20 protein-coding genes are annotated in these 25,189 nt (G+C 47.0%); 4 read left to right on the top strand and 16 right to left on the bottom strand.

What is annotated here, in order from left to right:
- Nucleotides 1–106: 106 nt before the first annotated feature.
- From Q0852_RS09880 to Q0852_RS09865, 4 genes are all read right to left on the bottom strand, one after another.
- Nucleotides 107–1,525, bottom strand: a complete 1,419-nt coding sequence (locus tag Q0852_RS09880; protein ID WP_299017785.1) for an FAD-binding oxidoreductase — start codon at nucleotides 1,523–1,525, stop codon at nucleotides 107–109.
- Between the two features lie 112 nt (nucleotides 1,526–1,637).
- The gene (locus Q0852_RS09875; RefSeq protein ID WP_299017783.1) at nucleotides 1,638–3,671 is read right to left on the bottom strand and encodes a CocE/NonD family hydrolase; all 2,034 of its coding nucleotides are present in this window, start codon (nucleotides 3,669–3,671) and stop codon (nucleotides 1,638–1,640) included.
- A complete protein-coding gene (locus tag Q0852_RS09870) occupies nucleotides 3,622–4,971 on the bottom strand; it encodes an ATP-grasp domain-containing protein (RefSeq protein ID WP_299017782.1) in 1,350 nt (449 codons plus the stop codon). Before Q0852_RS09870 ends, Q0852_RS09875 begins: the two co-directional genes overlap by 50 nt.
- Nucleotides 4,972–5,160: 189 nt before the next feature.
- A complete protein-coding gene (locus Q0852_RS09865) occupies nucleotides 5,161–5,718 on the bottom strand; it encodes an NAD/FAD-utilizing enzyme (protein ID WP_299017779.1) in 558 nt (185 codons plus the stop codon).
- Nucleotides 5,719–5,930: 212 nt separating this feature from the next.
- On the opposite strand from Q0852_RS09865, the gene Q0852_RS09860 reads away from it, so the two are divergent.
- The 4 genes from Q0852_RS09860 to Q0852_RS09845 all read left to right on the top strand — a co-directional run bounded on the left by Q0852_RS09860 (nucleotide 5,931) and on the right by Q0852_RS09845 (nucleotide 9,488).
- Nucleotides 5,931–6,113: a hypothetical protein gene (locus tag Q0852_RS09860; protein WP_299017776.1), complete on the top strand. Its 183-nt coding sequence runs from the start codon at nucleotides 5,931–5,933 to the stop codon at nucleotides 6,111–6,113.
- 500 nt (nucleotides 6,114–6,613) lie between these two features.
- Nucleotides 6,614–8,620, top strand: coding sequence for a type VI secretion system Vgr family protein (locus tag Q0852_RS09855; protein ID WP_299017774.1), 2,007 nt, complete (start codon nucleotides 6,614–6,616; stop codon nucleotides 8,618–8,620).
- The gene (locus tag Q0852_RS09850; protein WP_299017771.1) at nucleotides 8,620–9,189 is read left to right on the top strand and encodes a Twin-arginine translocation pathway signal; all 570 of its coding nucleotides are present in this window, start codon (nucleotides 8,620–8,622) and stop codon (nucleotides 9,187–9,189) included. Before Q0852_RS09855 ends, Q0852_RS09850 begins: the two co-directional genes overlap by 1 nt.
- A gap of 2 nt (nucleotides 9,190–9,191) precedes the next feature.
- Nucleotides 9,192–9,488, top strand: coding sequence for a PAAR domain-containing protein (locus Q0852_RS09845; protein WP_299017768.1), 297 nt, complete (start codon nucleotides 9,192–9,194; stop codon nucleotides 9,486–9,488).
- 57 nt (nucleotides 9,489–9,545) lie between these two features.
- On the opposite strand, the gene Q0852_RS09840 is transcribed toward Q0852_RS09845, so the two are convergent.
- The 12 genes from Q0852_RS09840 to Q0852_RS09785 all read right to left on the bottom strand — a co-directional run bounded on the left by Q0852_RS09840 (nucleotide 9,546) and on the right by Q0852_RS09785 (nucleotide 25,172).
- Nucleotides 9,546–10,175 carry a protein kinase gene (locus Q0852_RS09840; protein ID WP_299017765.1) on the bottom strand — a complete coding sequence of 210 codons (630 nt, stop codon included), beginning with the start codon at nucleotides 10,173–10,175 and terminating at the stop codon, nucleotides 9,546–9,548.
- 50 nt (nucleotides 10,176–10,225) lie between these two features.
- Nucleotides 10,226–13,681 (bottom strand): type VI secretion system membrane subunit TssM, encoded by a 3,456-nt coding sequence (gene tssM / locus Q0852_RS09835; protein WP_299017764.1) that lies wholly within the window; start codon nucleotides 13,679–13,681, stop codon nucleotides 10,226–10,228.
- Nucleotides 13,682–13,689: 8 nt separating this feature from the next.
- Nucleotides 13,690–14,832 (bottom strand): type IVB secretion system protein IcmH/DotU, encoded by a 1,143-nt coding sequence (gene icmH / locus Q0852_RS09830; RefSeq protein ID WP_299017762.1) that lies wholly within the window; start codon nucleotides 14,830–14,832, stop codon nucleotides 13,690–13,692.
- A gap of 8 nt (nucleotides 14,833–14,840) precedes the next feature.
- Nucleotides 14,841–16,163: a type VI secretion system baseplate subunit TssK gene (gene tssK, locus Q0852_RS09825; RefSeq protein WP_299017760.1), complete on the bottom strand. Its 1,323-nt coding sequence runs from the start codon at nucleotides 16,161–16,163 to the stop codon at nucleotides 14,841–14,843.
- 6 nt (nucleotides 16,164–16,169) lie between these two features.
- Nucleotides 16,170–16,643 carry a type VI secretion system lipoprotein TssJ gene (gene tssJ / locus Q0852_RS09820; RefSeq protein WP_299017757.1) on the bottom strand — a complete coding sequence of 158 codons (474 nt, stop codon included), beginning with the start codon at nucleotides 16,641–16,643 and terminating at the stop codon, nucleotides 16,170–16,172.
- A gap of 1 nt (nucleotide 16,644) precedes the next feature.
- On the bottom strand, nucleotides 16,645–17,613 hold the full coding sequence (locus Q0852_RS09815) for an FHA domain-containing protein (RefSeq protein ID WP_299017754.1): 969 nt from the start codon (nucleotides 17,611–17,613) through the stop codon (nucleotides 16,645–16,647).
- Complete coding sequence (locus tag Q0852_RS09810; RefSeq protein ID WP_299017751.1) at nucleotides 17,614–18,342, bottom strand: transporter substrate-binding domain-containing protein; 729 nt, start codon at nucleotides 18,340–18,342, stop codon at nucleotides 17,614–17,616.
- The gene (locus Q0852_RS09805) at nucleotides 18,339–19,430 is read right to left on the bottom strand and encodes an ABC transporter substrate-binding protein (RefSeq protein WP_367278130.1); all 1,092 of its coding nucleotides are present in this window, start codon (nucleotides 19,428–19,430) and stop codon (nucleotides 18,339–18,341) included. Before Q0852_RS09805 ends, Q0852_RS09810 begins: the two co-directional genes overlap by 4 nt.
- A gap of 41 nt (nucleotides 19,431–19,471) precedes the next feature.
- Nucleotides 19,472–21,631, bottom strand: a complete 2,160-nt coding sequence (locus Q0852_RS09800; RefSeq protein WP_299017903.1) for an MFS transporter — start codon at nucleotides 21,629–21,631, stop codon at nucleotides 19,472–19,474.
- 62 nt (nucleotides 21,632–21,693) lie between these two features.
- Nucleotides 21,694–22,842: an ATP-grasp domain-containing protein gene (locus tag Q0852_RS09795; protein WP_299017745.1), complete on the bottom strand. Its 1,149-nt coding sequence runs from the start codon at nucleotides 22,840–22,842 to the stop codon at nucleotides 21,694–21,696.
- Nucleotides 22,843–22,912: 70 nt separating this feature from the next.
- Entirely contained in the window at nucleotides 22,913–24,073 is a 1,161-nt protein-coding gene (locus Q0852_RS09790; RefSeq protein WP_299017741.1) for a hypothetical protein, read from the bottom strand.
- A gap of 148 nt (nucleotides 24,074–24,221) precedes the next feature.
- Nucleotides 24,222–25,172: a hypothetical protein gene (locus Q0852_RS09785; RefSeq protein WP_299017739.1), complete on the bottom strand. Its 951-nt coding sequence runs from the start codon at nucleotides 25,170–25,172 to the stop codon at nucleotides 24,222–24,224.
- Between the last annotated feature and the right edge of the window lie 17 nt (nucleotides 25,173–25,189).

Here is a 25,189-nt window from a genome sequence, read left to right as displayed (position 1 = left end):
AAAATAGTTCACCACTTAGGTGAGTTACGTAATTTTCCGCAGCGAGCAGTTGAGTGGAGAGAAAATGGTCTATTCCTCTCCACTCAAACTAAGATAAAACAAAAATTCAATAGTAAGGTTTGATATTGCGGTTGGTACGGAAAAGATTTTCAGGATCCCATTTGGCCTTGATCTCTGAAAGACGTTTTAACCCTTTGCCCAAAGCAGCCTCCATTCTTTCAAGACCTTCATCTTCAACCAAAAAGTTAATATACGTCCCTCCGGTAGAGAAAGATTTCATATCTTCCCAGGCCCGCCTTGCCCAATCTATATTCAGCTGATCATCGTTTTCATCTTCCCAGGATCCGGCAAGATTGAGTACAAAATGCGCATTGCGATTACCGACTGGCGAATGTTCATCTTCTAATTTATTCAGTGCTCCTGCCAAATGGAATAAAATAACGGCCGAATAAGGCGATGGAATCTTGTCTGCATGCTCCATTACTTTCTGGCATAAACCCTCTTCCACAGCAGGAAGGTATTCACTCTTCCAATAGTAGCGACGCCCCTTAGGCTGCGTTGCATCAAGCAATGACTGCAACTGCGTATAGGGCCTACGTGTCAGTATATCGCCGATAGGATTACCCAGTGATTTGATAGACGCGACAATTTTTTCTCCCTGCTCAAGATCACCACTATAACAAGCAAGCATAATGACAACAGGCTTACCGTGATATTCCTTTGGCAACCAAGGAGCCGGAGGTGCAAGACGCAATAACAATGCAAGGGTAAGTTCCGGTGGTGCATTTTCAGTAAGCTCTCGATATAACTTCAATACGCTAGGAGCCTCACTGGCTGGCCATGCGACGGGCCCACCAATAATCTCTGATCCCAGGGGATAGAGTTTGTAATCAATACCGGTTATGACACCAAAGTTTCCGCCTCCGCCTCTGAGCCCCCAAAATAGATCGGAGTTTTCCTGCTCACTCGCATGAACTAATTGACCTTCGGCAGTCACGACATCCATCCCCACCACATTATCGGATGCCCAGCCCCAACGCCGTGTCAGGTAACCAAAGCCGCCTCCCAAGGTGAGGCCGGCAATTCCGGTTCGTGAGACAAATCCCAGTACCGCCGCTAAATTATGTACCTGTGTCTCTCGATCAACATCTCCGAGTAGACAGCCGGCCTGGGCATGAGCAACTTTTGCTTTGGTGTCGATCCACACACCGCGCATCAGAGACATATCAAGCATCAAAGCTCCGTCGACAGTTGCCAGTCCTGCGATATTGTGACCTCCACCTTTTACACAAAGCAGTAAATCATGTTCACGTGCAAACTGTACGCATGTCATCACATCACTTGCACCGATACACCGAACGACAAACGCGGGATAATGCTCAATCATCGCATTCCAGACCGTGCGCGAGTCCTCATATTCAGAATCACTGGCAAAAATCATTAACCCATTTAATCTCGATTTCAATCCATCCAGCTCTTGCTGAGACAGGTCAACCTCAGTACCACTCAATGTTTTAACTTTCACCGTGAATCCTCCTACCCTAAGTCCTCTAGCGCCATAAGAGCTTGCCTGAGACATTAAATTTAGAGATAGCCATTACCCAAAGCTTGTGCCCACCTATCAACCACTCAAAAGATCACACTAAATTGCGCTTAATACGTAAGTTCCAGTTATGTGAATACACTCGCTTCTCACCCTCGTAAGCATCAAGTTCTGCATCCAGATAGAAGTAGGACTCATCACAATGCAGCAGCGTTCGTGTAACAGTTTCAACCGACCAGTCTCCCCGCTCAAATCCCCATCGCCATTCCGTCCGTCCTTTCGGTGACTGAAAGTCATCACACTGATAGGAGTACCACTCTTTGGCCTCGCGGTTAACCACCATGTCAATGTCTTCGAGCCGATAAGTACCGTTGTCGTTAATCACTTCCAGGGTTGATAAGTCTTTATCCAGCTCTCTTATCACCCGCCAGTTATGATGCCCCTCCTTCAGCTGCTGTTTGGCGCCACTGGCTGATTGCTGAACCGGTTCAAACGATACGTTCTCTTCTCGCGGAGAGCGGACAGGCAGGCATAAACGACCATGACCGGTATAAATTGAAAGTTGGACCGGTTCGCCCGGCGGCCAGGCCAGAGGGAAATAGGTAGAAGAAATCGAAAGCCGGATACGGTGTCCAATTGGAAACGTTTGAGCAACGTCATTAAGCTGCACCTTAACCCGATAACGCTTATCGGGTTCAAGTGGTGTCGGCTGCTCATGGCTGTCCCTGTGGGTTAAATTCAGCAGGCCATAAGTCACTCGGGAACTCTTGTTATCTGGATGAACATCGCACAACCGAACCGCCAGCATTGCGACAGGTTTGTTGGCTGACAATTCCAGTTCAACTACCGGGGCTCCCAGTATTTCTAACGGTGCTTCCAACGGAGCGCTGGTAAAGAGTAAAGCCCCTCCATCTTCTTCACGCTGATCATGCGGCAGATCCGGTGTGGCGCTATAAGAACACCACTTTCCGGCAAACAATCCGGTGCTTAATGGCGATTGTAATACCAACCTCTCTTCGGGAACGCTCTGAACTTCGTCCTCCAGACGATATTTCGCTAACAGAAAAGTCTGTTCCCCGATATTTGATGAAGGCCAGGTCGGTTCGCTAACCCAACGCCCGTAGCGCTGATGATAAAAGGTTGATGGCGGCATACTGTCGAGCATCCAGGCACGCAGCATGGGTTCATCCATAATGTTGGTTTCTATCCCCTTCAACCATTTATCCCACCAACGAAGACATTCCTGTAAAAAGCCGATTGCCGGACCCGGTACACCAATATGCGGATATTTATGGCTCCAGGGGCCAATCAATCCCATCCGTGGCACACTCAACTTATCCAGCAGACGAAACACGGCATTACTATAGCCATCAGCCCAACCGCTTACCGCCATTACAGGAACATTGATCTGAGAAAAATCCTCACAAATTGAACCATGTTTCCAGTACTCATCGCGATGCTGATGCTGTAGCCAGGTATCAAGCCACAATCCGCTCCCCTGAAGACGTTCAAACCACATATCACGCCATTTTTCACCCACAACCTCAGGATCCGGCGGCAAAGAGTTATAAGCAAACATGGTCGATGCCCATGAAAGGTTATCACCCAATAGGCAGCCTCCCATATAGTGAACATCATCGGCATAGCGATCATCCGTCGAACAGACACTAACGACAGCCTTAAGGGAAATTGGCTGCATGGCAGCGATTTGGAGCCCGTTAAAACCTCCCCAAGAAATCCCTATCATCCCGACATTGCCATCACACCAAGGCTGTTGAGCTAACCAGTCAATAATGGCAACCCCGTCATCCAGCTCCTGCTGTAAATACTCGTCTGTCATCACGCCTTCCGAATCACCGCTACCGCGAATATCAACCCGGATACAAGCATAACCATGCCCGGCAAAATAAGGATGGAAAGTCTCATCACGCAGGCGTACACCATCTCGTTTACGATAAGGAATATACTCCAGGATCGCTGGAACAGGTTGGGCATCTGCATTTTCTGGCATCCAGATCCGAGCCGCCAGACGAGTACCATCAGGCATGGGGATCCAAGTATGCTCAATGTGTTGAATCTTATGTGGAAACTGCTCGACAACCGCCATCACTTTTTCCTTCTCTTTCATCGCGTGGCATACTGCATGGCAAAGGACTTAGTTCCAAATCCAGTGCCTGCTTAACATTATGGTACTTTTCCAGCAATTCATGCTCGCTATCCCCGCCAATGAACACCACAGCAATCTCATAGCTATAACTATCCTGATTTATCAAATCAGACAGACGCATTCCTTCATGAATATGCAGTTTAATTTCGCAGCCGGGGAACTCTCTGATAACAGCCTGTATTTGTTGCTCAGATGGAACCTTGACCACAACAGCATCGCTATGCACTCTCCACATAAACTTCGCTGCATAACGGAATGGTCCTTGCCGGTGAGGAAAATCAGGCTCTTTCCCCAACGCCAAATCCAGCATGACCTGATGGTGAGACATCCCATCGACAGAATTAAACAGCGGACAATGTGATTTAGAGATCCGGGCATTAACTTCAAGCAACCAGATACGATCAGCCTCGCTATCCCAGTAATATTCAATATTGAAAGGACCATTATCAAAACCAATATGCTGAAGAAAACGCTCAGTAACTGAGATCATCTTCTGCTGGATATGTGGTGGTAGTGTGGAAGGATACTGATAACGCGAGAAGCTGGAATTATGCTCCCCTTCACGGATGGAATCGACTGTGCCATAAACACAACAACGACTATGATAAACATACCCCTCCAGAGTACATTGCTGCCCATTAGAAATTATGGCTTCAGCAATACAGTAGTTACCGTCAACCGCTTTCACCTCATCCGGTAATTCAGCAAACTGCATCAAGTAATTAAACGGCTCAGCAAAGCGGGCTATCTTTTGTTGTATTTCTTCAATAGCAGCCTGCCGCTCACTTACATTTCGCACCATGAAACCAAGTTGAGAAGAGGCAGCTTTTACCGGTTTGAGCCAATATGGAAAAGGAAGGGATATCTGTTGGCCAGGGTCATTACCAAAGGGGTCAACAACACAAAAGTCCGGAATGTATTCAGGTATGACCCGGCGTTGCTCAAGTCTGCTCCAATATTTATGCTCACACTTAAGCAGGGCTTCAAAAGAAGGGGATGGCAAGTTAAATGGCTGGCACAACAAAGGCAGCAAGGTACTTACCGGAAAGTCCCAATAACCAACAATCGCATCAACACTACCCGGGAAGCTTTTCAGCTTTGCCAAACCGTCTTTATAAAGTATGGGGACAGGTTGCCCCACACCCATTCTCACTTCATCGTAATCAAACAGTACGTGAAAACAATAGTCTGAGGCAGAAGCCAGCGTTTTCATCAGTGACAAATTAAACTCATCCGAACCTAAGACAAATATATTCTTCACTGTTTACTCCTTACTTTGAATGCTCGTACCTTGTAATCGCTAAGCCACAGCATCTGTGTTGCGATAAAAGTATGGCACCCAAAGTAAGCGAGTGAATAATTTCTTAGCCCCCCGAGCGCTTAAGTCATAGTTTACATATTTAACTTATGGCTTTCTGTCATGTTCCGCCAGTAGACAAATTCATATAGGCTACGACAATGTACGCTTCATTTTTTCCCAGCCATTTTGAGCCGCAACAACCCATTGGGGGGGGGCCTTGGCTGTACCCGCAGGCTTCAACTTATCATGGGCCAGTGTCACATTGGCCACAGTCATTTCCTGGCTTGGCTCCACGTCCACCATCAGTACATGCTTGCCGGACTTGAGGACGTGTTTGAAACGATGAAACTGGTAATGCAGCTCCTGAATACCAAACAATCCACCTTCCCAGGTAGTAAAGCCCAGCATAACTATCGCTAACATCACAAACGGAACCCAACCAACAGCTTCTGTCAGGCCGGTAAGATAAGCACATATAAGTACAAAAGCAGCGACGCAAATACCCACTACAGCACCAATTTCGGTCGAATGGATAACATCATTGCGCATATAGGATTTCACAGGATGAAGATTTTGATGGCTGGCAACCTCAGCATCTTTGTCACTGAGCACATGGATGTGAGGGGAGCCAATACCACTCAACTCCAACTCATACTCCACCAGCTCCAGGTCGTCTAAGTCATCGCTAATGTAAAAGACTCGTTTCATCACGGCCTCCTAACATTTGAAATCAAACTGAAAATTTCTTTCTATTCAGAATGATACCAATTCATTCATAGCAACATAAAAAACTATTTACCCTTAAATTTTACTACAGATTCTACTGAGTATTATTTTCCTCTGACTTTCACCTAACATTCCCCACTATAGAAACTAATATACTCGCAAGGGATATCGGACAACGGACAGGCTTAACTACCATGAAAAAATACACTTTTTTTAGCGCTTTTCTTATCACCTTATTGCTTGGCGGCTGCCAGCTTACCCATGTCGAAGGCGAAGTGGATGGCGTCAATATCAGAGCTACAACCAACGATGGCGGACATCATAGCGGCAAGAGCAAGTTCTGCCCTCCAGGCCAGGCGAAAAAAGGCAATTGCTAACCTCCCGACAATATCCATTTAGAGTAAGTGGCTAGCCGGCATAACGGTATACATCCAAACCATTAGGGTCGATATCCGGCTTCTTGCCTACAAATGGCTGGTCCCCAGACTTCGGGATTTCTATCCGCAATACCAGTGAATCAAGATCTGCACCTTTGTCGAAGGTGATTTAGTTAATCATCAAGCAACCGGATACGACTTGGTTATCGGTTACTACCTTATTTCACACCACCATAACGCGGCTATTAGTTGCTTCACGACATGGCTTGAAGAAGTTTCGACAAAATCCCTACAAAAAAACGCTTCAACTAGCCGTTAAAACTGTTCATATCAAAGTCATCTGAGCTGTGTTAAAGGTATTTTAACGGTATAATCAATACGATTAATCACGCCTCTAACACAACAAGTTGCATTGTTTTTTTTATAAAAAACATACCCTCGTAACCGGCATAAAGAAGTGCTGAATTAATCAAATCGGTATAATAACGACGAGAACCTATATGTCAGCGGTGGACTATAAACAAGAACAACGCCCAATACTCGCCAAATTAGATGGCAAGGGGCATTACATTGTAACTGAGCTTAAGGTAACAGAGCAGATTTCCGAACGTTCAGACTATTTGGCTACATTAGTCTCTGCTGACAAGATTTCAAATAAAGTTCTCGGAAAAGTCTTCGACGTCCGCTATTCACCTGGAACGGAAGGAAATCGAAAAGAAGTTCGTCGTTTCCTCGGGGTGATTTCATCACTTGAAAACCTGGATTTTGACGTCAACAAACAGCTCTATACCTACCGGATAGAAGCCATTGATCCACTGTCTATTTTTGCCTTCCGCACTTCCTGCCGGGCTTTTCAGGATATGAATACCAAACAGATCATCGAAAAGGTCTTATCGGATTCAGGCTTAAAAAGTTACTTTAAATTATCGGTAAGGGGCGCAGGCATAAAGCACACTTATTGTATCCAGTTCAATGAAACCGATCTTGATTTCCTGCGGCGGATGCTGGCTAGTGAGGGATGGCATTACCATTGCGATCATAGTGGCAGCCAACCGAGCATCGTTATTGGCGACAATAACCAAGACTTTTCCAAAGCCGCAAACAGTAGTGTTCCTTTTATCACCAAAGCCAAAGACAAAACCTTTGCCATTACCCGATGGCGTTACCGCAATCAGCTAGGTACCAGCAAACTTTCTCTTGCCGATCACAGTGAAGAACTAGCCGAATGCCTATCAAGCGGCGACAGAAAAACCACGGCAACAGTAAAAAACAATGCACTGAGCCAACACTTCTTTGGCCAGGGGAATAGCGACAAAAACGCTATCCGCGATGCAGCTAAACGGCAAATGGAAAGCCTCGACGCTCAGAAAGTCCAGGTGCATGCTCAGTCATCAATAGCGTCGCTGGGTGCAGGACTGCGCTTTTCCCTCACCGATCACGCCGAATCTGAATTCAACCAAGAGTTCATTATCACTCAAGCCGAACACTACTTTCAGGCCAATGAAGGCGGTTTGAAATGTGAATATCAAAACCACTTCCGCTGTCTGCCTGCCAACATCGTCTGTCGTCCGGCTTTTATCGAAAAACCACGCCTATACAGCGTTCAAAGTGGCGAAGTTACTGGCCCTAGCGGTGAAGAAGTCAACCAAGACAAATTTGGTCGAATAAAGGTTCATTTCCACTGGGATAAAGACAGCAAGAAAGATGAAAAGAGCTCCTGTTGGATCCCCGTTGCACAAGCAGTCGCGAGTAACGGGTTCGGCGTTCAGTTCATTCCACGGATAGGCGATGAAGTTCTGGTCAGTTTTATTGATGGAGATCCCGACCGACCGGTTGTTTCCGGCTCGATATATAACGGCAAAAATAAACCGCCGTACAGTACTGCAACCCAAAGCGGAATCAAAACCCGAACCACCCCTAATGGCAACAGCAGTACTGCCAACGAACTGAGATTCGAGGATAAGAAAGACAAAGAGGAAATCTTCCTCCAAGCAGAAAAAGACCTCACCATCACGGTCAAAAATAACAGTAAACAAACAGTAAAAGGGCTAGCAACTCTTGAGGTTGAAAAAACCGCAAGCTGGAAAAGCAAAGAAGCAATGAGCCTGGAGACCGAGGATAATCTCAACATTGCAACCAAGAAAGATCTGACACTAAAATCTGATACCACTATCAGTGCCAATGCTGGCAAGAATGCCGAAATTAGTGCCAGTTCCAACGTTGTTATCGATGGTCAGTCCATCGAACTCAAAGGCAAAAATAAAATCAAACTTTCTGTCGGCAGTAGCAGCATCGAACTCAGCCAAAGCGGAGTGAAAATTTCTGGTGCACAAGTCTCAATCGACGGACAAGGCAAAGCCAGTATGAAGGCCACGATGGTAGCCATCGAAAGCAAAGCAAAAACGGATATCAAAGGCACAATGGTTGGTATTAACGGCAGTGCGATGACCCAGGTCAAAGCTGGTGCCATGGTGCAGATCCAAGGGGCGATTGCCAAGGTAAACTAATGAGCTATTTAAAAATTCCACACACGAAAGCTGAAAATATCTTGAGCCTCTACGAAGCCAGTGACGATATATGCACTCTAGCAAAACAGTACATCGATCCTGCATCTTTAATCCAAGCCGCTACTGATGCCGAGCTGTTCAATGATGTTGTTCTCTTTATTGCCCATGCCCTACCAGTAAGGGAAGCCGTCTGGTGGGCCTGCTGCTGTACAGCAACCCGTGATAATTGGAACGATGACGAAGCGAATGCAATCCGATCTGCCAAGGCCTGGGTCCACACGCCGGATGAAACATCTCGTCGCTTTGCTGAGCAAATGGCTATTAAAGCCGACCTACAAAGCGGCGCGGGCTGGGTTGCGCAGGCCGCATTTTGGAGCGGTGGCAGTATGACCGGCATTGATGCTCCGGTAGTGCCGCCGCCGGAGCACCTATATTCCCATGCCGTCGCCGGAGCAATAAACCTTTCCGCGGTAATGCCTGATGGCACCGATGCCGAAAAGCGTTACCAACACTACCTGGCGATGGGATTAAATATTGCCCAGGGTGGCAACGGACAGATAGGAGAATAACCATGTTTCCTGCAGCCAGAGCCACAGACATGCACGTTTGCCCGATGCAAACACCAGCTGTCGTACCCATCCCCCATGTAGGCGGACCGCTATTACCACTCCCATCTACGGTGTTGATCGGTAACTTACCCGCCGCCACCCTGGGACAAATCTGTGTCTGTGTCGGCCCGCCCGACAGTGTCGTAAAAGGCAGTGCTACCGTATTAATCAATAATAAACCGGCTGCTCGTATGGGCGATACCACCGCCCACGGCGGGGTCATCGTTATGGGTATGCCGACAGTACTGATCGGCGGTTAACCATTCATCGCTCTCTTCTGCTGTTCTCCTAATAAATACAAATAAAGCCTGATCATATCAGGCTTTATTTGTATTTATTAACTTCTTATCTAACCAGTTAATCCATCGTTCAAGCTCCCGTTTTTGCCTGAAAGACATCTTCTGGCTCTCCAGCTGGACAAGCCATTGTCGCAATGCATACCAGTCATCCGTTACATCTACCTTATGATTTTCACTATAACGCTGAGAAGAACTAAAGCCCGGTGTCAATTGCCAGCTTGATATATCGGCATGCGCTGTACCAATAAGCTGGGCCGCACCAAAATCAATCAAAGTCACCAGCTCTGTTTCCGGGTTATAAATAAAGTTTGATGGCTTGATATCACCGTGAACCCACCCCTGCCAGTGGACATAATCAACCGCTCGAGCAATTTGTGGAATAACAGAAAGGAACAACGTCAACTGCTCTGAGGTAAAAGACAATAGGCTCCTTCCGGCCAGATAAGGCAATACCAGCAACGACGGCTCCGGAAGGAATTCGATAGGTTTGATGACATAAGGCGAGCAGCACTGATTTAAACAGAGCCACTCACGTTGCAATTGCTCGCGCAGAGCCTGCTTAACCACTACTTCTTTCCCTGTTTGGCAATCGTACGCCACATTAATCCGGGACGTAAGCTGTTGGCTGATCCCAAAACGATCAGCCAACAGAAAACCAGAACAAATCGGTGTCAAGAAACTCACGGCAGTGACGAACCCTACAAACGGGATGGCAAATAAAAACTGGTCAGCAATTTTTTGCTGAGAGCCAGATTGCTGCCTTTTAGCGTATATTGCAGTACAACATCTTCATTGCCCAGCTTATAAACCAGCTTACGGATCCGCCGATCGCTCGTTGCGCTTGACTGCCCATCATACAGCACCCGGAACAACGACCACTGGCCAGAATATGATTTACTGGCAATACGATTCTTTCCTTTATAGAAGTTCACGGATAGATAACCATCTTCACCGATCGACGGCCAGGCGATATTTTGCCACAACCTCGGTCCATGACGGTAATCAAACAGGTTTTCTGTCTCACGAATCGTAAACTCAGTCACCGTGGTACTCATCGAACTGGCTTTAACCCGTAATTGCAAAGCCAACTCCTGACCTGTAGGGCCAAAGAAAAGATGACGAATGTTTTTCGCCTGCTTAAGAACTCTCAGGGTTTCCTTACGCAACGGCAATGTCTCACCATCCACTTCAGCCAATTTCAGCGCCCCATTATCCCAATAGGCAAACGGCTTTAGGTGCTCAGTAATAAAATTGTCTATCCGCCCTTGAGGCTTAAACAGACCCGAAAAATCATCAATCGCCACTTCGCCTCGTCCCTGCGGAGCAAACGGGAATCGGCCTTCAATAGCCTGACGATAGAATGAATACACCTGCTCTTTCCACTGTTGATTAAGGTATCCTACACCACCATTAATAACCTGTTTCCATGCCTGGTCATCCAACGCTTTAACCCAGTCGGCCACCTGGCCCGGTGCGCTGCTGGCCTGACGGCGGAAATTAACCAGTACATCCTGGCTGCCAGCGGCATGTGCCTGAGCATACCCGTGAAGCGCCTTGCCCGGATTATTACTCGACAAAGCAGTATCAAAATACGCATTCAGATTATCAAGTGCCGCAATCAGCTCATCAACCGGAGGCGTTTTGCCCTGCGGAGCCATAAAAGTGGAGTAGCGACTAAAAGCTTCATTAACCACGAATGAAGGCTGCAGGCGAACCAATTTGTCTCCGGCAATTCGATTAATCTTATCTACCTTTTTCAGCACTTTCGCTGTTTTTTTCAACCCTAGCTGTCTGGCTGCCTTGGTATTGCCTTTAGTGTCAGCATTGTTCTCTACCGCCAGCGTCGTATTGACCACAACGGCATCAAGCACATCAATCAACGGACTATTAGCTGGCTCTCGAGCAATCTTCACTGCATACGCCAGATCAGCAAGACTGGTAAACGTCTTCACCTCAATATTGCTAACCAGCTCTTTCCACTGATACACATAATCGGCGTAATATAGCCGCTGAACTTTCTTACTCAGCTCGGTCAATTCAGCAACCGAAGCACCTGACATATCTCCCTGAATCATTTTGAACTCATCAAGCTGCTTTTTCAGGATCGGGGATTTCACCGTCAGATCAATATTCGAATGCCCTTGGCGAGTAAACAGCTCCGGCATCAGATAGCCATGGAAGTCAGGCTTGAACCGGAACAATGAACCAAATTTGTCACCAAGCTGGCGGCGAATATCGACCCTGTTACGGAATTCCGGCATCGCCTTTAATCGCGCATAAATCAAACGCTCCGGCGACAGCCCCTCAAGATTCTGTGCTGCAACCGAAATCAACTCATCGTTAGGTTGCAGTACCTGATCATACTCACTAACCAACAGGTCATTCATCAGCAAGCCGAGATTATTAATATTGTCAGCCGATAGGTCTCCTTGATCATTCAAGGTATCTATCAGATAACTAATCATCTCCTGTTGGTCGAGGCGCTGCTTGTCAAATAGCATCTGGTAATAGCGCAGCAGCTCAAACACCTTGCTCGGATTACCGAGATTGACATAAACGTAGAGTTCGCTGCTCAATACATCGGCCAGCTGCGGCAACAGAAATAACTGCAGCTGCTGCTGATAGCGACGGTAAATCTCATCGGCAGTCTCAGCCTGATAAACACTCACCTTGCTATACCACGACAATGGCTGGTTACCTTCCTCGGCAACAACCCGCAATTCGTTCAATACCGGTATCAAGGCTTCAAGATCAGGCGTTCCCTCACGGAGTCTGCTGATATCATTACTGTAAAGGCTCAGCTGAGTTACCGCGCGACTACGAAAATTTTCGTCCTGATCCCAATTATCTCGCATCTGAAGCCCGAAAGCCGTCAACACGGAAACCAGTACCAATGCCATACCACTACGGGCAGCAATATAACCATAATGACGAGGTTCATTCACACCGACGATTGGCGATTCCGGCAATACCACATGGCTGAAAATCCGATTGGCAAACAAGCTCTTGCGTCCCGGTGGCACCGGCTGTAACACATCGGCATTAAACGCGCCTTTATCCGCGACTAACTTGGTCAGCAGATCGTAGCTCGCTCCTTTCTGCCCGGTTGTCACCAAATACATTCCCCTCAGCCACACAGCCTGGCGGACACGGTTTTCCCGGCCAAGATTTGACAACAGCTCACCGGCACGTTCAAAAAAAACCCGGAGCTGATAAGGCAGAGCAACAATGGATTTAGCTTCATCCTGACGCGCTTCGCGTAGCAGTTGAAATTGTTGCTTCGCCAGGCTTTCCAACAAGTGCTTGCACTCCTTCTCAAACAAGTGAGCCTCAAATCGGGGAATTTCACCTATCGGCAGCGTAATACCGAACGGGTTGTCCACATCGCAACCGGAATAGCTGGCAAAAAAGTCAACAAAATCAGCAATCATATCCGCCTTGGTAAACAGGCTATAAACCGGCAACGAAAGCCCTGTATACCGACCAAGGGTCAGGATAGCTTCCTGGAAGTTCGAACTAAGGATCAGACGTGCTTTTTTATCCCCCTGCAACAAACGATCACAGCCGATAACGGTAACAATACCATTGGCGGCCTGGCGCGGGCGGTATTTCAGCAACTGCTTGGCAAAGACCTGCCAAAGCCCGTCATCAATTCCCTCTTCATCAAACAACCGATGGCCAACTTCAACCACCACCATTTGATCATTGCTCCAGAAACGAACGTACTGCTCGGTATCGCTTTCATCATTAGTGCGATGCAATACAGGTTCTAAATTGTTTTGCTGCAAAAGACTGCTTTTCGCGTCTTTTTCGCCCCCCATCAGGACATACCAAGGCAGCTCATACAAACTATTGAGCTTATTGCCGCGTCGGCCTTTAAGTTGCTTCACCGCCGCTTTAAACAGCTGGGTAATCGTTTTGACATCCTGCTTGAACAATACAGTCTGTTCATGCAATTGCTGCTCTTTTTCATCACGAGCCCGCAACCAATAAGCCGCTAGTGAACAAATCACCGCCAAAACCAAACACCCCAACACAACAGCAGGCTTTAAGATTGAAGACGTTTCAGGATCAGCCGGTATAAATAGCCATGCCATGCCAGAGCCAATAAGCAAAACAAGCGCTATCAAGAGTAACGGTTTATTCAATTTCATATTTTTCATTATTTTTGTTTGCTACGACGGATGATGGCATTTAGGCCAAAGCGTACATTCAATTCGTTCTTCAGTACCTTAGCCTGAGTTAAATCCACCTGGTTTGGCACCACCAGCTCAATACCATTTTCCACTTCGCGAGCAATAACGGTGTAGCCGTTTCCTTTCATATCTTCGACCAGGCGCTTTGCGTTATCCTGCGCAGAGAACGTTGCCAGCAGCACTTCCCACTCAACAACCATGGCCGCGGCGACGGTATCGGTTGTGGCTTCAGGTTCAGCCTCAATCAGACCAAGATCTTCCGGGGTACTGACATAAACCAGCTCCTCGCTTTCTGTTGCGTGGGAGAAGCCATCCATATCAAGCGACATAAATGCTGACAACGTCGATTCACTGCGATTGTCATACCAAAACTCGGAAAAAAAGTATGATCCCACCACTGCAAGTAGCCCAAGTGACAGTAGTTTCGGCACACTGAGGAATTGCCAGGGACGCTTGGCCGGCGGCAATTGTGGTGTCTGCGGTACCGGTAATGCCGACTCATCACGGTAATGGCGGATCACCGCGTACAACTCTGACTTCAGCTCATTGATTTTTCTTCGGTTCGAATGACGATACTTACCAAGAAAACCAAGCATTATCAGGACATATTGCAGCTCCAGAAAATCAACCAGTTTTGATGGCTGTCGACGGGCCTGCTCCATTAACTGAAAAAAGACCTCACCGCCATCGCGCTGATTGAACACCTTGCTCAACAAAGAATGGTTTTCCCAACGAGCCTGCTCGCCCCAGGCGGTATACAGGATGATTTCATCAAAAGCCGCACAAAGGACAAAACAGCCTTTCTCAATCACGCTTGGATGGTAATCAAGAAACAGACCTCGACGCTTAAAGTCAGCAATGCCATCAAGCAACTGCTGACGAAAAGCATCAATATCCAATGGCGACGCCTGCCTTGGCAAACTAACCAGCAGGCCCAATAACTCGCTGCTGGCATTAAGCAGTGGATTGCCATATATCATCAGGTTTTCAATCAGCTTTTCGGTACCCGTCAGATCAAGGTTCGGAACCTGATGAACCTTGACTGACTGCTGATCGGATTCTGTCCGGCGAATAGCAATGGTCTCTTGTTCATTAAATAGCGATGTCATCACGCCCCCTAACGAATCACGTAAAATTCAATTTCGACATCGCCAATGCGGCTATCGACATGAAGGGCGATCGGTTCATCTTTTTGCACCAACTCCCGCCAAAGATCGGACTGGGTATCCAGTTCAAAATAAGCCACATCGCTCCGGGCTCTTAACTCCGAAGGCGCAACAGGCAACGCACGTAGTGGAACACCAGACAGGGCATTACGAACCAAATCAGCAATAATGCTATTACCCGCCAGTTTGGCTGCATGCGGGAACTGCTCTCCAAGCTGAACAGAACCAAGCGGTGACGATACCACCAGGATAAAACGTCCCGCATTGTAAAGATTGCGATCTTGCACCAGGGTACGAAGCAGACGACGTTTATTAAACAAGCTTTCATCCCATGCCAACGTGGATACATTATCAAGCTGCACTTCACGCAAGAGAATGCGCATGTCAGAAAATAGCCCAGCAAACAACGCATAGAGCCGGCTGTGATCCCAGCTGTCATATTCTTGCGGCATGCCGCCATCCAGGCCCCGCATCTCTCCGACCATCTGAAGGCATGTCTGGTAGACCTCCTGCGGCGAAATCGTTCCGGTATCAAGCCAATATTTCACATTAGGTAGCCAACGACCGAGGGCCTGCAGCCAGAGATAATCACGGATCAGTGCCTGGTGGCTCTTGCTAGCCGATTCAACCTGCAACCTCTGTGAGATACTCCGGGCCCGATACTGCATCTGGGCATAGATATCATTAACATTATCTTTAAGGTAATCGGAGACTGTAAAATAGAGCGATACAGAAATAAAAGCCCGGTTCAACTCAACTTCACCATCTGATTTGTGTTCGGCAACATGGGCTATCGGGATCAAGGTGTAATCCTGCAAATCCTCGCCTTCAAGTTTGAGCACGATATTGGGTTCAGCTAACTCCAGCAGCAATGCTTCGCTATGATCACGGCTGGTATCAAACACGTTGTGATCAACACGGTGATAGCGACGATTCTTATCCAGCTTGTCACCAACATTAACCACGCCAGAACGGTGTATTGGCAAAGCCAGATAAACTAATTTATCAATAGCACCAGCCGGGATCTCTAGAGCCAGGCCATTTTGCAGATCAAAAGGCGTCCCATCAGGAAAAACGCCACTCGCTCGTTTAATTCCCACTTTGCCGATACTGGTTAGCGAATGATCCAACTCCAGGCTTGCAAGGCCATAACGAGCCGGGTTCATAAAACCGCAATATGCTTTGGTAAAACCTTCTAGATAGCGTTCTTGCTGCTGAAAGTGCTGCGGGCTCAGGAACATTCCCTCAGACCAAACTACTTTTTTCTTATCCATTATTTGTTAGTCCTCTTGACCTGTAACACTGATATTGATGCCATCGATAATGATATTTACGGCAATAGGCAGCCCAGCCTGAACCGGTAAAAGAGCCTTGCTTTTTGCCTCCCGATAATCGGCAAACGCCGCCACCACACCGATATACTGAGTCTCGGCGATCTGTGGCATTGTCAGCTGACGCGTATCGCCGGGAAACACACTTTCAAGTTGTCGCTTCGACAATAAATCAGCCTTGAGCGTCCCCTGATCATCGCTATACAGATCAATAAAGCTTGCCTGATTAAATGCCTCACTGTCAGACAACTGGTAAATACGCATTTCAAGCGGAGAAGCCAAACCGTCAACATTCGGATTGATGTTATTGGCGGCCTCAATATTGACCACCAACAGCAATGGACTAGCATCTTTCCAAAACATCCAGCTACTACAGCCACCAAGCAACAGCGCCAGAGCAATCACAACTAGTTTCCTGATCATCTCACTTCTCTCCGAGTGACTGTTTAATACGTAAACATTCAGCGAAATACGCCTTGAATTTCAGTTGCCACTCTTGGCTCTCTTGCTGACGCTGGAAGTAACGCTGGTACATCTGCCAGTAATCGGGCTTGCGTCCAAACAAGCGAACCGGAGCGAAGTCAGAAAACATCTGCTCCAACTTCGGCGGTGCCATTTCAGTCAGCAAACGCTCCAGAGCCATCTCGGCCGCCTGCGTCATCAGCTCCTGCTGTTTAGCCTGCATCGTAACCAGCTGTTGCGGATCAAATGCTGGCATAGCATTCGGGACCGGTTGATGTCCCCGGGGAGCAACAGGACTACGACTTGATACCGCTAGCTGATCAGTGCGATCATCGGCAAACGGATCATCATCAAAGCTATCATCATGTAACCAGGTCGATCGCGCAGGAACTACCTCGGGATCTACTTCCGGCTCTAACCGACCGAAAGGGTCGTCAATCACCGCATCCGGAACGGCCGAAAATGACATTACATTTTCAACAGGCAAAACCTCTGTTTCCAATTCTAAATGATTGGTAATAGAAGGCAGATCGCCTCCAAATGGGTCATCCTCCCAGCCAGCCAGTGGAGATGGTACCGCCGAGGAGGCCTGGGCTGTTGCTTGTTCAGGGACAAAGCAAGACACCATCAAACGATATTTTCCTAAATCAAGGACATCACCATCATTCAAAGCCGACTGATTATTTTTACCCAACGGCTTTGGGTTACCATTGATAAACAATCCATTGGTGCTGACATCCATAATTTGGTAACCACGGCTGCCACGGTTAATCAAAGCATGGGAACCAGAAATCTCCCGCGATGCATCTGACAATTGCATCGTAGCTCCGAAGGCGCGCCCTATGCTGCCGCCCTCCTCCGGAAAATTCTTGCTCCATTCCAAAACAGGCTCTCCATCAGGAGAACTAATAATTCTTAGTGATAATGGCATTTACAGCTCCTTACACTTGGCGACAGCCTGATTGAACTCATTCAAAAAACGGGGATACTGTTTAGTGAATTTCTTGGAAAAATAAACACCCAGTGTCTTTTCCTTCGCCCTGGTTTTACTGATAGCACGGTGACTAACGCCCAGTTCACATATCGCCGCCTCCATCACAAAATCATTGGCCAACACGGCACCGACATCACCCGCGAGCAATAACTCAATCATGGCTGTCGGTCGGCGTGGTTTTTTCTCAACCCGATACCCCTGCTTCTGTAGCCAGAACCACTTGTTGGAACCGAATAACGCCGTTACCGCAACTTCTTTTTTAAACATCGGGTCCTGGGTATCAATCGAATCTGACAAGCTGTACCAACTCCATGTCTGGGTCATTACCGAAGAAGAGTAATCAGCAAACTTGTCCCGGATCCCATTCTTAGACGCCAGAAAAAAGCCGTGCTGCTCACCGACCTCGATCAATATCTGTGCACGATCCCAACTGGTCATCGTGATCTGGTAGGGCTGCTGCATCTCCTTCATGACACATTTGATCTGAGCGATCCCGGGGCCTTTCATCTCCCCATTTTCTTGATACTGGTAAGGACGCCACGGCTGGGTAGTCAACAGCAGACGCTCGGGCCTTACTTCGCTCTTTGTCGCAAAGCTCACAGATAGAAGGCTTAAGCACAGCCAACGAAGGATTACATCAAGACTAAATCTCTGGGTTAAACTCATTGATTCTCCCGCACGGGTTTTCCCTCAGAACGAATAATTTTGCCATCAATCCCATAGACATCACTGGCCATTTCCATAAGAACAAACGGTATTTGTTGATCGATCCGCTTCGCCTGCTGAAAACTAATCGCAATGTCCGGCGGGGCAATTATCCCAACAGGCAATTCACCCGCCATTGTCTCTGCCTTAAGGATCCTTAGGCCATACAAAGCGGCCTGATGAGCATTGTTAACAAAGCTGACACCAAACGACATCAATGCGCTATCAGAGCTACTCCTGACTACATCAGGTACAGCCGAGATCAGAGGCAGACGTTCAGAGTAACGATTGATTTCAGCTACCCTCGCCAGCAAACTTGAACTGCCTGTTAGCCACAGCAACGTGTTATCAAGCTTCGGATCCGCCTTCTTCAGGTGAGCCATCGACAATTGCATTGCAGCATTCAACCGTTGTGATGGTTCGCTCTCATCAACCACAATCGGCACCACTGTCAAACCCGCCTCCTCGGCGAGCTGCTTCATTGGTAAATACTGGGTGAGATAGGCACTTTTATTGCTCTTGGCATATAGAATCCCGATTTGCTCAAGACTCGGCTTAAACCGTTTCATAAAGCTCAGGTTTACATCGGCAGGCAGGTTTAATGAGGTAAATGCAAAGTTGTTGCCTGAACCCTGATAATTTTCAATCAGTCCTAACTGAACCGGATCCTTCGCGTTCACCGAAACAACCGGCAACAAACCGCCCTGATAAATGTTATGCACCGCGACCGTCGCCTTTGACCCGACGGTATAAACCAAATCAACCTGCTCTTCAGCCTCAATAAGCATGGCTGTCAGCCCCACCGGTGACGACGGCAGTTTTTTTACCAGCCACTGCGTCTGAGGCAATTCGCGGCTATAGACACCAAGTAAAGTCTTTAGCGCGGTATCATAAGAGCTCGCCTTGCGCGAGACGATTACCAGAATTTTAGGCAGTGAGCGGAGTGGAACGAAATTCACTTCACTCTCGCTGGCCTCTGCACGCCAGTGACTGGCGCTATCCGGTTGAAGATTATCACCAAGCCATGTCGGCCAGGTGGATGTAGCCATCAACGATGAGCTCCACAACAAAACAAGTAATAACAAACGTCTCATGCCCGCACCGCCTTAGCCATGCTGCGGTCAAAAATGGCAAACAACACACCTGCGCAAACAAAGAATACAGCCAGCGCCAGCAAAGCTTGCTCGGCACCCAGCCAAAGCAACAGCTGACCCACAACAATCGAGCCGGAGACATGACCAAAGCGTTCCAGGAAACGGTAAGTAGCAGCAACAACCGAATCAGACTCCTGACTATGAGCCGTTCCAACCACAACATGCGTAACTACAGGCGCATTGATCAGGCCATGAGAAAAGCCCATCAGCATCATCGCGGCTGTCATCAGTATTACTACTAACCACTTCTCTGGCATGATGACCGCAATCGCCAATACCACCAGTGCCAGCCCGGCCAGAAAATTACCCAAACCCAAGGCTGTTTTGCTGCTACCGAGTTTATCTACCCACGGCCCGACCTTATGGCTGACAAACAGCACCACAGCCGCATACGACATTAAGACCTGCCCAATGATTTCTTTGCTGATTCCCTGTTCAGCCAGCATCAATGGCACAGCAAACGAAACAATACCTGTCAGTGCAGCTTTTGTCGGGATTCCCACCAGCAACATGGTGCGAACAAACGCTGGGATCTTCATCAAGCGCCAGGAGTCAGCCATCATGGCCGAGACATTCTCCCGCAACGAACCCACCGACGCCTTTCGTACCTTCATCGACGGCAATACAAGGCTGAACAGGCTCATAACCAGCCCGATGCAGGCCGCCAGAGTGAAAATACCTGTATCGCCAAAATAATTAGCCAGTAGCGCACCAATAGCCGCCCCGGCAATGAAACCGGCGTTAAAACAAAACACAATAATCCCAGCCGCCTGGGTTTTATTCTTCTTGCTACTAAATCGGAAAATATACCCCTGTACAGAAATAAAGATCAGCGCCTGACCCATCCCCGATATCAAGCGTGCAGCCAGCACACTAACCAATCCCGACTCAAAGCTAAGCAAAGCGCAGCCAACCGCTGACAATGAGATACCGAGCAGCAGTACCCGGCGAATATCGTACATTTCAATCAAGCGGGCGGCAGGAAGCAGGGTCAAAGCAAACCCCACAAAATAGAGAGTAAAAAAGACTGATGACGCACTGGCACCTAAGCCCGAAGATTCCGCTACCGAAACCAGAAACTGAGGCATAATCGGAGCCATCAGCGATTCCATCAACACCGCCCCTAAAAAAAGCGGTTTCAAGCGCTCCAGAACCAAATCGCTCCGGCTTTGATTGGGCTCGCCGCTCAGCAACCGAATAAAGGCAAAGCAAACCAACCCGCAAGCAAAGAACAAAATTGCAAAGTTCTTCAGTACCCGGGCAAGCTGCGTCAGCACCATACTAGCCTGGTACGATAAACGAACTTCACCCAGCTCAGAAGTCTGATGGGTATAGTCCAGCCCACCGGTGTCACTCAGCATCTGGCCCATCGTATTACCATCATGGCTGTTTGCTACCAGCAGGTTCCCCTTATAAACAGAGATAGTCGCCAACTCGGGATTCACCTGGCGGAAGTTATCCAGCATCCCGTCAATACCAGTGATCATATCCTGGCCAACATTATATTCGAGCACCGGTGCCAAACGATGGCTGACAATATCAGCCAGCGAGATAGCCTTACTTTGCAAACCATCGCGGTACAGCCCCCCCACTAGCATCATCACACTGACCGCCATAGCAAAGAACACCATACTGAAGCTGGTCAGATAAACTGTACGCTGTCGGCTGTTAAGCACACTGCCAACAAAAATCAACAGCAGCAAAGCAATTAACCACAGCATCGGCTGGAAGCTGTCGGTTACCGCCGCCTCCACTTTCTGTTGGCTCAAAGCCACCTTTAGTGTCCCGATCTGGGTAAACTTATTATTGAGCGGTATCGCCGTGTAATTGGCACTATCTTGCTGCGGTCCGAACCGGTAAAGCTCTTTCTCCCCATCCAGCAGAACCAAACTTATGACCAAAGAATCTGATTCGACAATCGGCTGCAGTACCAGGTTAAGTCCGGCAATTTCCGATAACGGCACTCCGGAATTAAGAATTTGCTCAATCCCCAGGCGTGCCGCCTCGGTCTGAGCCAAAACGGTATCAGTGGAAAGCTGGCGATAACTCTTAAGCGCCTGGGCATAACCAACCACCAGAACGAGCAATAGCGACATGGTCACTATTGCTACGCCAAAGGTAAGTCGAATATTATCTTTGACCGATCTCACTTCGGCACCTACGCACTTTCCAGACGGAAGAAGTCATCATTTAGACAGTGCGCCAGCGCAGCTGGACGATGTTGATGCAAGTAAACAAGGCGATTAAAAACAAGTGATTGAATTAAGTCGTGGTAGCTCATACCCTCGCCTTGAATATCGTGGCAAACGATGCTCAATTTGCTGCCTTCCGGACGTTTTAAATCGGGCTTAGGATTCGTCTCCAACACATAAAGATTGCCATTATTGTCCATTCGCAGATCCACTCGAACCAAGGTATGCAACCCAAGTTGCTTAAAGATCTTACTGCCAATATCGGCCAGAGCCTGACGCAACTCAGGATCTTCAACTTTACACAGGCGATCTCCGGTGATCGGTTTTACATCCATAGATGTAAAAATAGGTTCATCTTCAGCAAGAACACGCTCGGTAATGGAAAACGCAAATGGTTCATCGCGCTTAGTTAATTGATCATTTTTATAAACGACAGGGCCCGCGACAGCCACAACGAACTCTCGACCAGAAAGATAAGGTTCGATCATCACAGTATTAAACGTCGCCGCCTGCACCTCTTCGACCTTTGCCGCCAATTCAGCGCGGTCAAAAACAGGGTACACATGGATAGACGCTCGGCCTGATACCGGTTTAACAATAAATGCGCTGCCGAATTCAGCTTCAATCTGATCTAACTTTGCCTGGTTAACAGGATCTGAGATACTTTCCCCTTGCCCTACGGTAATAAATGGCGCGGTAGGAATACCAGCAGCATTAATCTCATGCTTGAAAAGGTGTTTATTATCAAGAATACCCGCCGTCATTGGTGCATGACCAACATACGGAACACCCAGCATTTCCAGCATTGACGGAAGGTGACACATAGAGTCAAAGCCTTGAAGACCGCCACTATTTGCAACCACTAAATCAATATCTAACTGCTTTAAACGCTGTGGTAGATCGATATTTTCCGGCAACACTTCAACGTACTGAAAACCCGACTCGCACAACGCATCAGCAATATCAAATGCAACAGGTTGATAGGTTTTAGTTGAACGTGGACTCAAATTTTCATAAATGAAATTATTTGGTTCTGTTTTCTCGCCGCCATGAACAACTGCGATTTTCAAATAATCTCTGATCCACTTTTGTTGACTAAAACTAAATACACTCATTAAAAAGACTCAAAAAATATGCAAATAATATCAGTGACTAAATAACCCCCGCTATTAGCCACTGATTGATTTAAAGAAGGTTTAACTTATCGACAATAGTTAACCAACCAGCTGGTTCACGCATTAACTTGTCAGCACGATAATGTTCACCACCAACTTTTAATTTATGACCACCGATATTGACGATAACGCGCTCTTTTTCTATTTTTGCGATTTGAGTGAATAGCTCACGTACCATATCTAGCGCAGGTGTTTCTTTGGCGTACTCATTCGTCGCTTCCTCACCAAATAATCCCGCGATGCCATAATCATCGTCCATTTCATAAAAAGCACGGTAATGAAGTACTTTGGCTGCTTTTTCGATATCAGCACCCAAGTTTTCAAGTCTTATTGCCAGTGTTTGACCATGGATAAAGCTTGCCGATGCTGAAACCGCTCCAGTCACCACATTGCCCGGAATACAATCGCTGGCTAGAGCCGCAGATTGTGACTCAAGCTTTAACTTCTTACTGTCAAAAATGACTTTGCACAGCTGATACTCTTTCTCTAAACCTTTAGAGCGATATTCATTTAACATCTCATTCAATCGCACAAGGTGAGCAATTGTTTTGGCATCTGAGCGTCCATGACGCGCTGCACCTAACGCATTGATATGAGTGACACCACTGAGCACGCTGCCAGTAAATGAGAACGCCTCACCACCAATTTTCTTAACCATTCTTTTTTTGAAATAAGCGGCGGTTTTGGTGTTCTGATAGAGTGAAGCATCAATAGGAGATAGCAATGGATTCACCGGTAATGCTTTCGCTTCTCTTTTACCCACCCATTCATAAATGTTGCAGATAACATCATGCCCGAGCTTAACAGCACCAATAATTTCACCGGCACCACACTCAATACCGCTGCCCGCGGTATAAAGCCCACCCGAGCCTTTTGCTAACTCAACGGCATCTTTAGTCGCACTCGCCATATCCCCTACGTAGCCCATAATATCGCTACGCATGTCTTTGGCGATTTCACCATAAATCTTTGCTTCATCAACCACATTTTCTTTTGTAATACCTTTTTGTTTAGGTAATTTCTTCTGACGTGGTTTTAACTTAGCTCCGCTTTTCTTGTCTTTAGGTGTATATGTACCTTGTGTGCCAACACTCGCAATGCCTGCATCACTTAGAATATGATTTCTATTCCTAGCTTCTTCTAAATCGTAACTTTTCTTTCGGCCAAACATAATTCAATTCCCAATCAATTAATTGATAACAATCTTAAGTTCACCCAGGACTAACCCAGCCTCACCCTCAACTGAATTAGTCCCATTTTTAATATTTCACTGGGATGAAATGATTCTTAAGTAAGATGACTTTGGTTTGATTTAACCTCTAGTGATTAAAAGACCAATCGACCAATTCTTTTGTTTCATCAAGATAAGCATCAAAACAAGTTATATGTGCTGTTACATCAACTGAGGTTGCTTGCATAACAAAACACATCTGTTGAATCTTATCGACATAGTGCTTCACTTCGTGATAACTCATTGCAACATCATTACGCGCTTTTTTTATTTTCATGCTTTCTTGAAATTCATCATGATGTAGACCATCAATATTGAAACTATTTTCAATCAGGCGCTCTAACACAACCTGACGATTATCAAGTAAAACGGCTGCTTGTTTTAATTTAGCCAAATTGCGTTGTAGCTTTTGCCCAAGTTCTGAAATATCTTTTGCATGCCATTTTGCAATTTTCCTCAGTGCTTCTTGCTCACCAAGACTTTCAGTCAAACTATCTAAGTTTGCGGCATCGTACTTTTGACGTTTACGCGCTTTTCGCGCGCTCCCCATAGCCTTAGTTGCGGCTTCAATTCCTTTAAAAGTATATTTAACCGCAATCTCACCACCGGGAATAAGAGTGAATGGTAACTTTATGTATTTTATTGGGTTTTTCTTTTGCACTCGCAATAAATCGACAATTTTGCGGCGTGCTTTATATATCCGGCCACTCGTAGCCGATTCATAAGCATGAGCTGAGTTATCTAGATAATCCCCACCACCATAAGTTCCTCGCTTATAGCGCTCATGGCTGATAAAACTATCTGAATCAGACATTTTAGGTGATGCAAAAGCCTGTAGCTTTTGAGCTGCTACCCGACTAAAACTGGCTGAGAACTTTTGCTTTGTTTCTTGAATAATCGCTGTTTGTTCGACTTTATCAATTACATGCTTATCTATTAGTCCGTTTAATTCTTTAAATTTATCGCTGCCTAGTGCAAGGTCGATAATAGGATCTGCCTTACCCGCCTTTAACTGCTTACCAATATCTAATTCAGGCATGATTAATATACTCCATT

This window comes from uncultured Photobacterium sp. (genome assembly GCF_947502415.1).
Classification (GTDB): Bacteria; Pseudomonadota; Gammaproteobacteria; order Enterobacterales; family Vibrionaceae; genus Photobacterium.
This window is presented reverse-complemented; position numbering and strand designations above follow the sequence as displayed.

What these genes read in the sequence shown, in the direction of transcription:
- icmH (WP_299017762.1), bottom strand. Translation starts at nt 14,832, where the DNA reads ATGACATCGCTATTTAATGAACAAGAGACCATTGCTATTCGCCGGACA.
- Q0852_RS09790 (WP_299017741.1), bottom strand. Translation starts at nt 24,073, where the DNA reads ATGTTTGGCCGAAAGAAAAGTTACGATTTAGAAGAAGCTAGGAATAGA.
- Q0852_RS09855 (WP_299017774.1), top strand. Translation starts at nt 6,614, where the DNA reads ATGTCAGCGGTGGACTATAAACAAGAACAACGCCCAATACTCGCCAAA.
- tssJ (WP_299017757.1), bottom strand. Translation starts at nt 16,643, where the DNA reads ATGATCAGGAAACTAGTTGTGATTGCTCTGGCGCTGTTGCTTGGTGGC.
- Q0852_RS09860 (WP_299017776.1), top strand. Translation starts at nt 5,931, where the DNA reads ATGAAAAAATACACTTTTTTTAGCGCTTTTCTTATCACCTTATTGCTT.
- Q0852_RS09795 (WP_299017745.1), bottom strand. Translation starts at nt 22,842, where the DNA reads ATGAGTGTATTTAGTTTTAGTCAACAAAAGTGGATCAGAGATTATTTG.
- Q0852_RS09845 (WP_299017768.1), top strand. Translation starts at nt 9,192, where the DNA reads ATGTTTCCTGCAGCCAGAGCCACAGACATGCACGTTTGCCCGATGCAA.
- Q0852_RS09850 (WP_299017771.1), top strand. Translation starts at nt 8,620, where the DNA reads ATGAGCTATTTAAAAATTCCACACACGAAAGCTGAAAATATCTTGAGC.
- Q0852_RS09785 (WP_299017739.1), bottom strand. Translation starts at nt 25,172, where the DNA reads ATGCCTGAATTAGATATTGGTAAGCAGTTAAAGGCGGGTAAGGCAGAT.
- tssK (WP_299017760.1), bottom strand. Translation starts at nt 16,163, where the DNA reads ATGGATAAGAAAAAAGTAGTTTGGTCTGAGGGAATGTTCCTGAGCCCG.
- Q0852_RS09875 (WP_299017783.1), bottom strand. Translation starts at nt 3,671, where the DNA reads ATGAAAGAGAAGGAAAAAGTGATGGCGGTTGTCGAGCAGTTTCCACAT.
- Q0852_RS09800 (WP_299017903.1), bottom strand. Translation starts at nt 21,631, where the DNA reads ATGTCGCTATTGCTCGTTCTGGTGGTTGGTTATGCCCAGGCGCTTAAG.
- tssM (WP_299017764.1), bottom strand. Translation starts at nt 13,681, where the DNA reads ATGAAATTGAATAAACCGTTACTCTTGATAGCGCTTGTTTTGCTTATT.
- Q0852_RS09815 (WP_299017754.1), bottom strand. Translation starts at nt 17,613, where the DNA reads ATGCCATTATCACTAAGAATTATTAGTTCTCCTGATGGAGAGCCTGTT.
- Q0852_RS09805 (WP_367278130.1), bottom strand. Translation starts at nt 19,430, where the DNA reads ATGGCTACATCCACCTGGCCGACATGGCTTGGTGATAATCTTCAACCG.
- Q0852_RS09865 (WP_299017779.1), bottom strand. Translation starts at nt 5,718, where the DNA reads ATGAAACGAGTCTTTTACATTAGCGATGACTTAGACGACCTGGAGCTG.
- Q0852_RS09810 (WP_299017751.1), bottom strand. Translation starts at nt 18,342, where the DNA reads ATGAGTTTAACCCAGAGATTTAGTCTTGATGTAATCCTTCGTTGGCTG.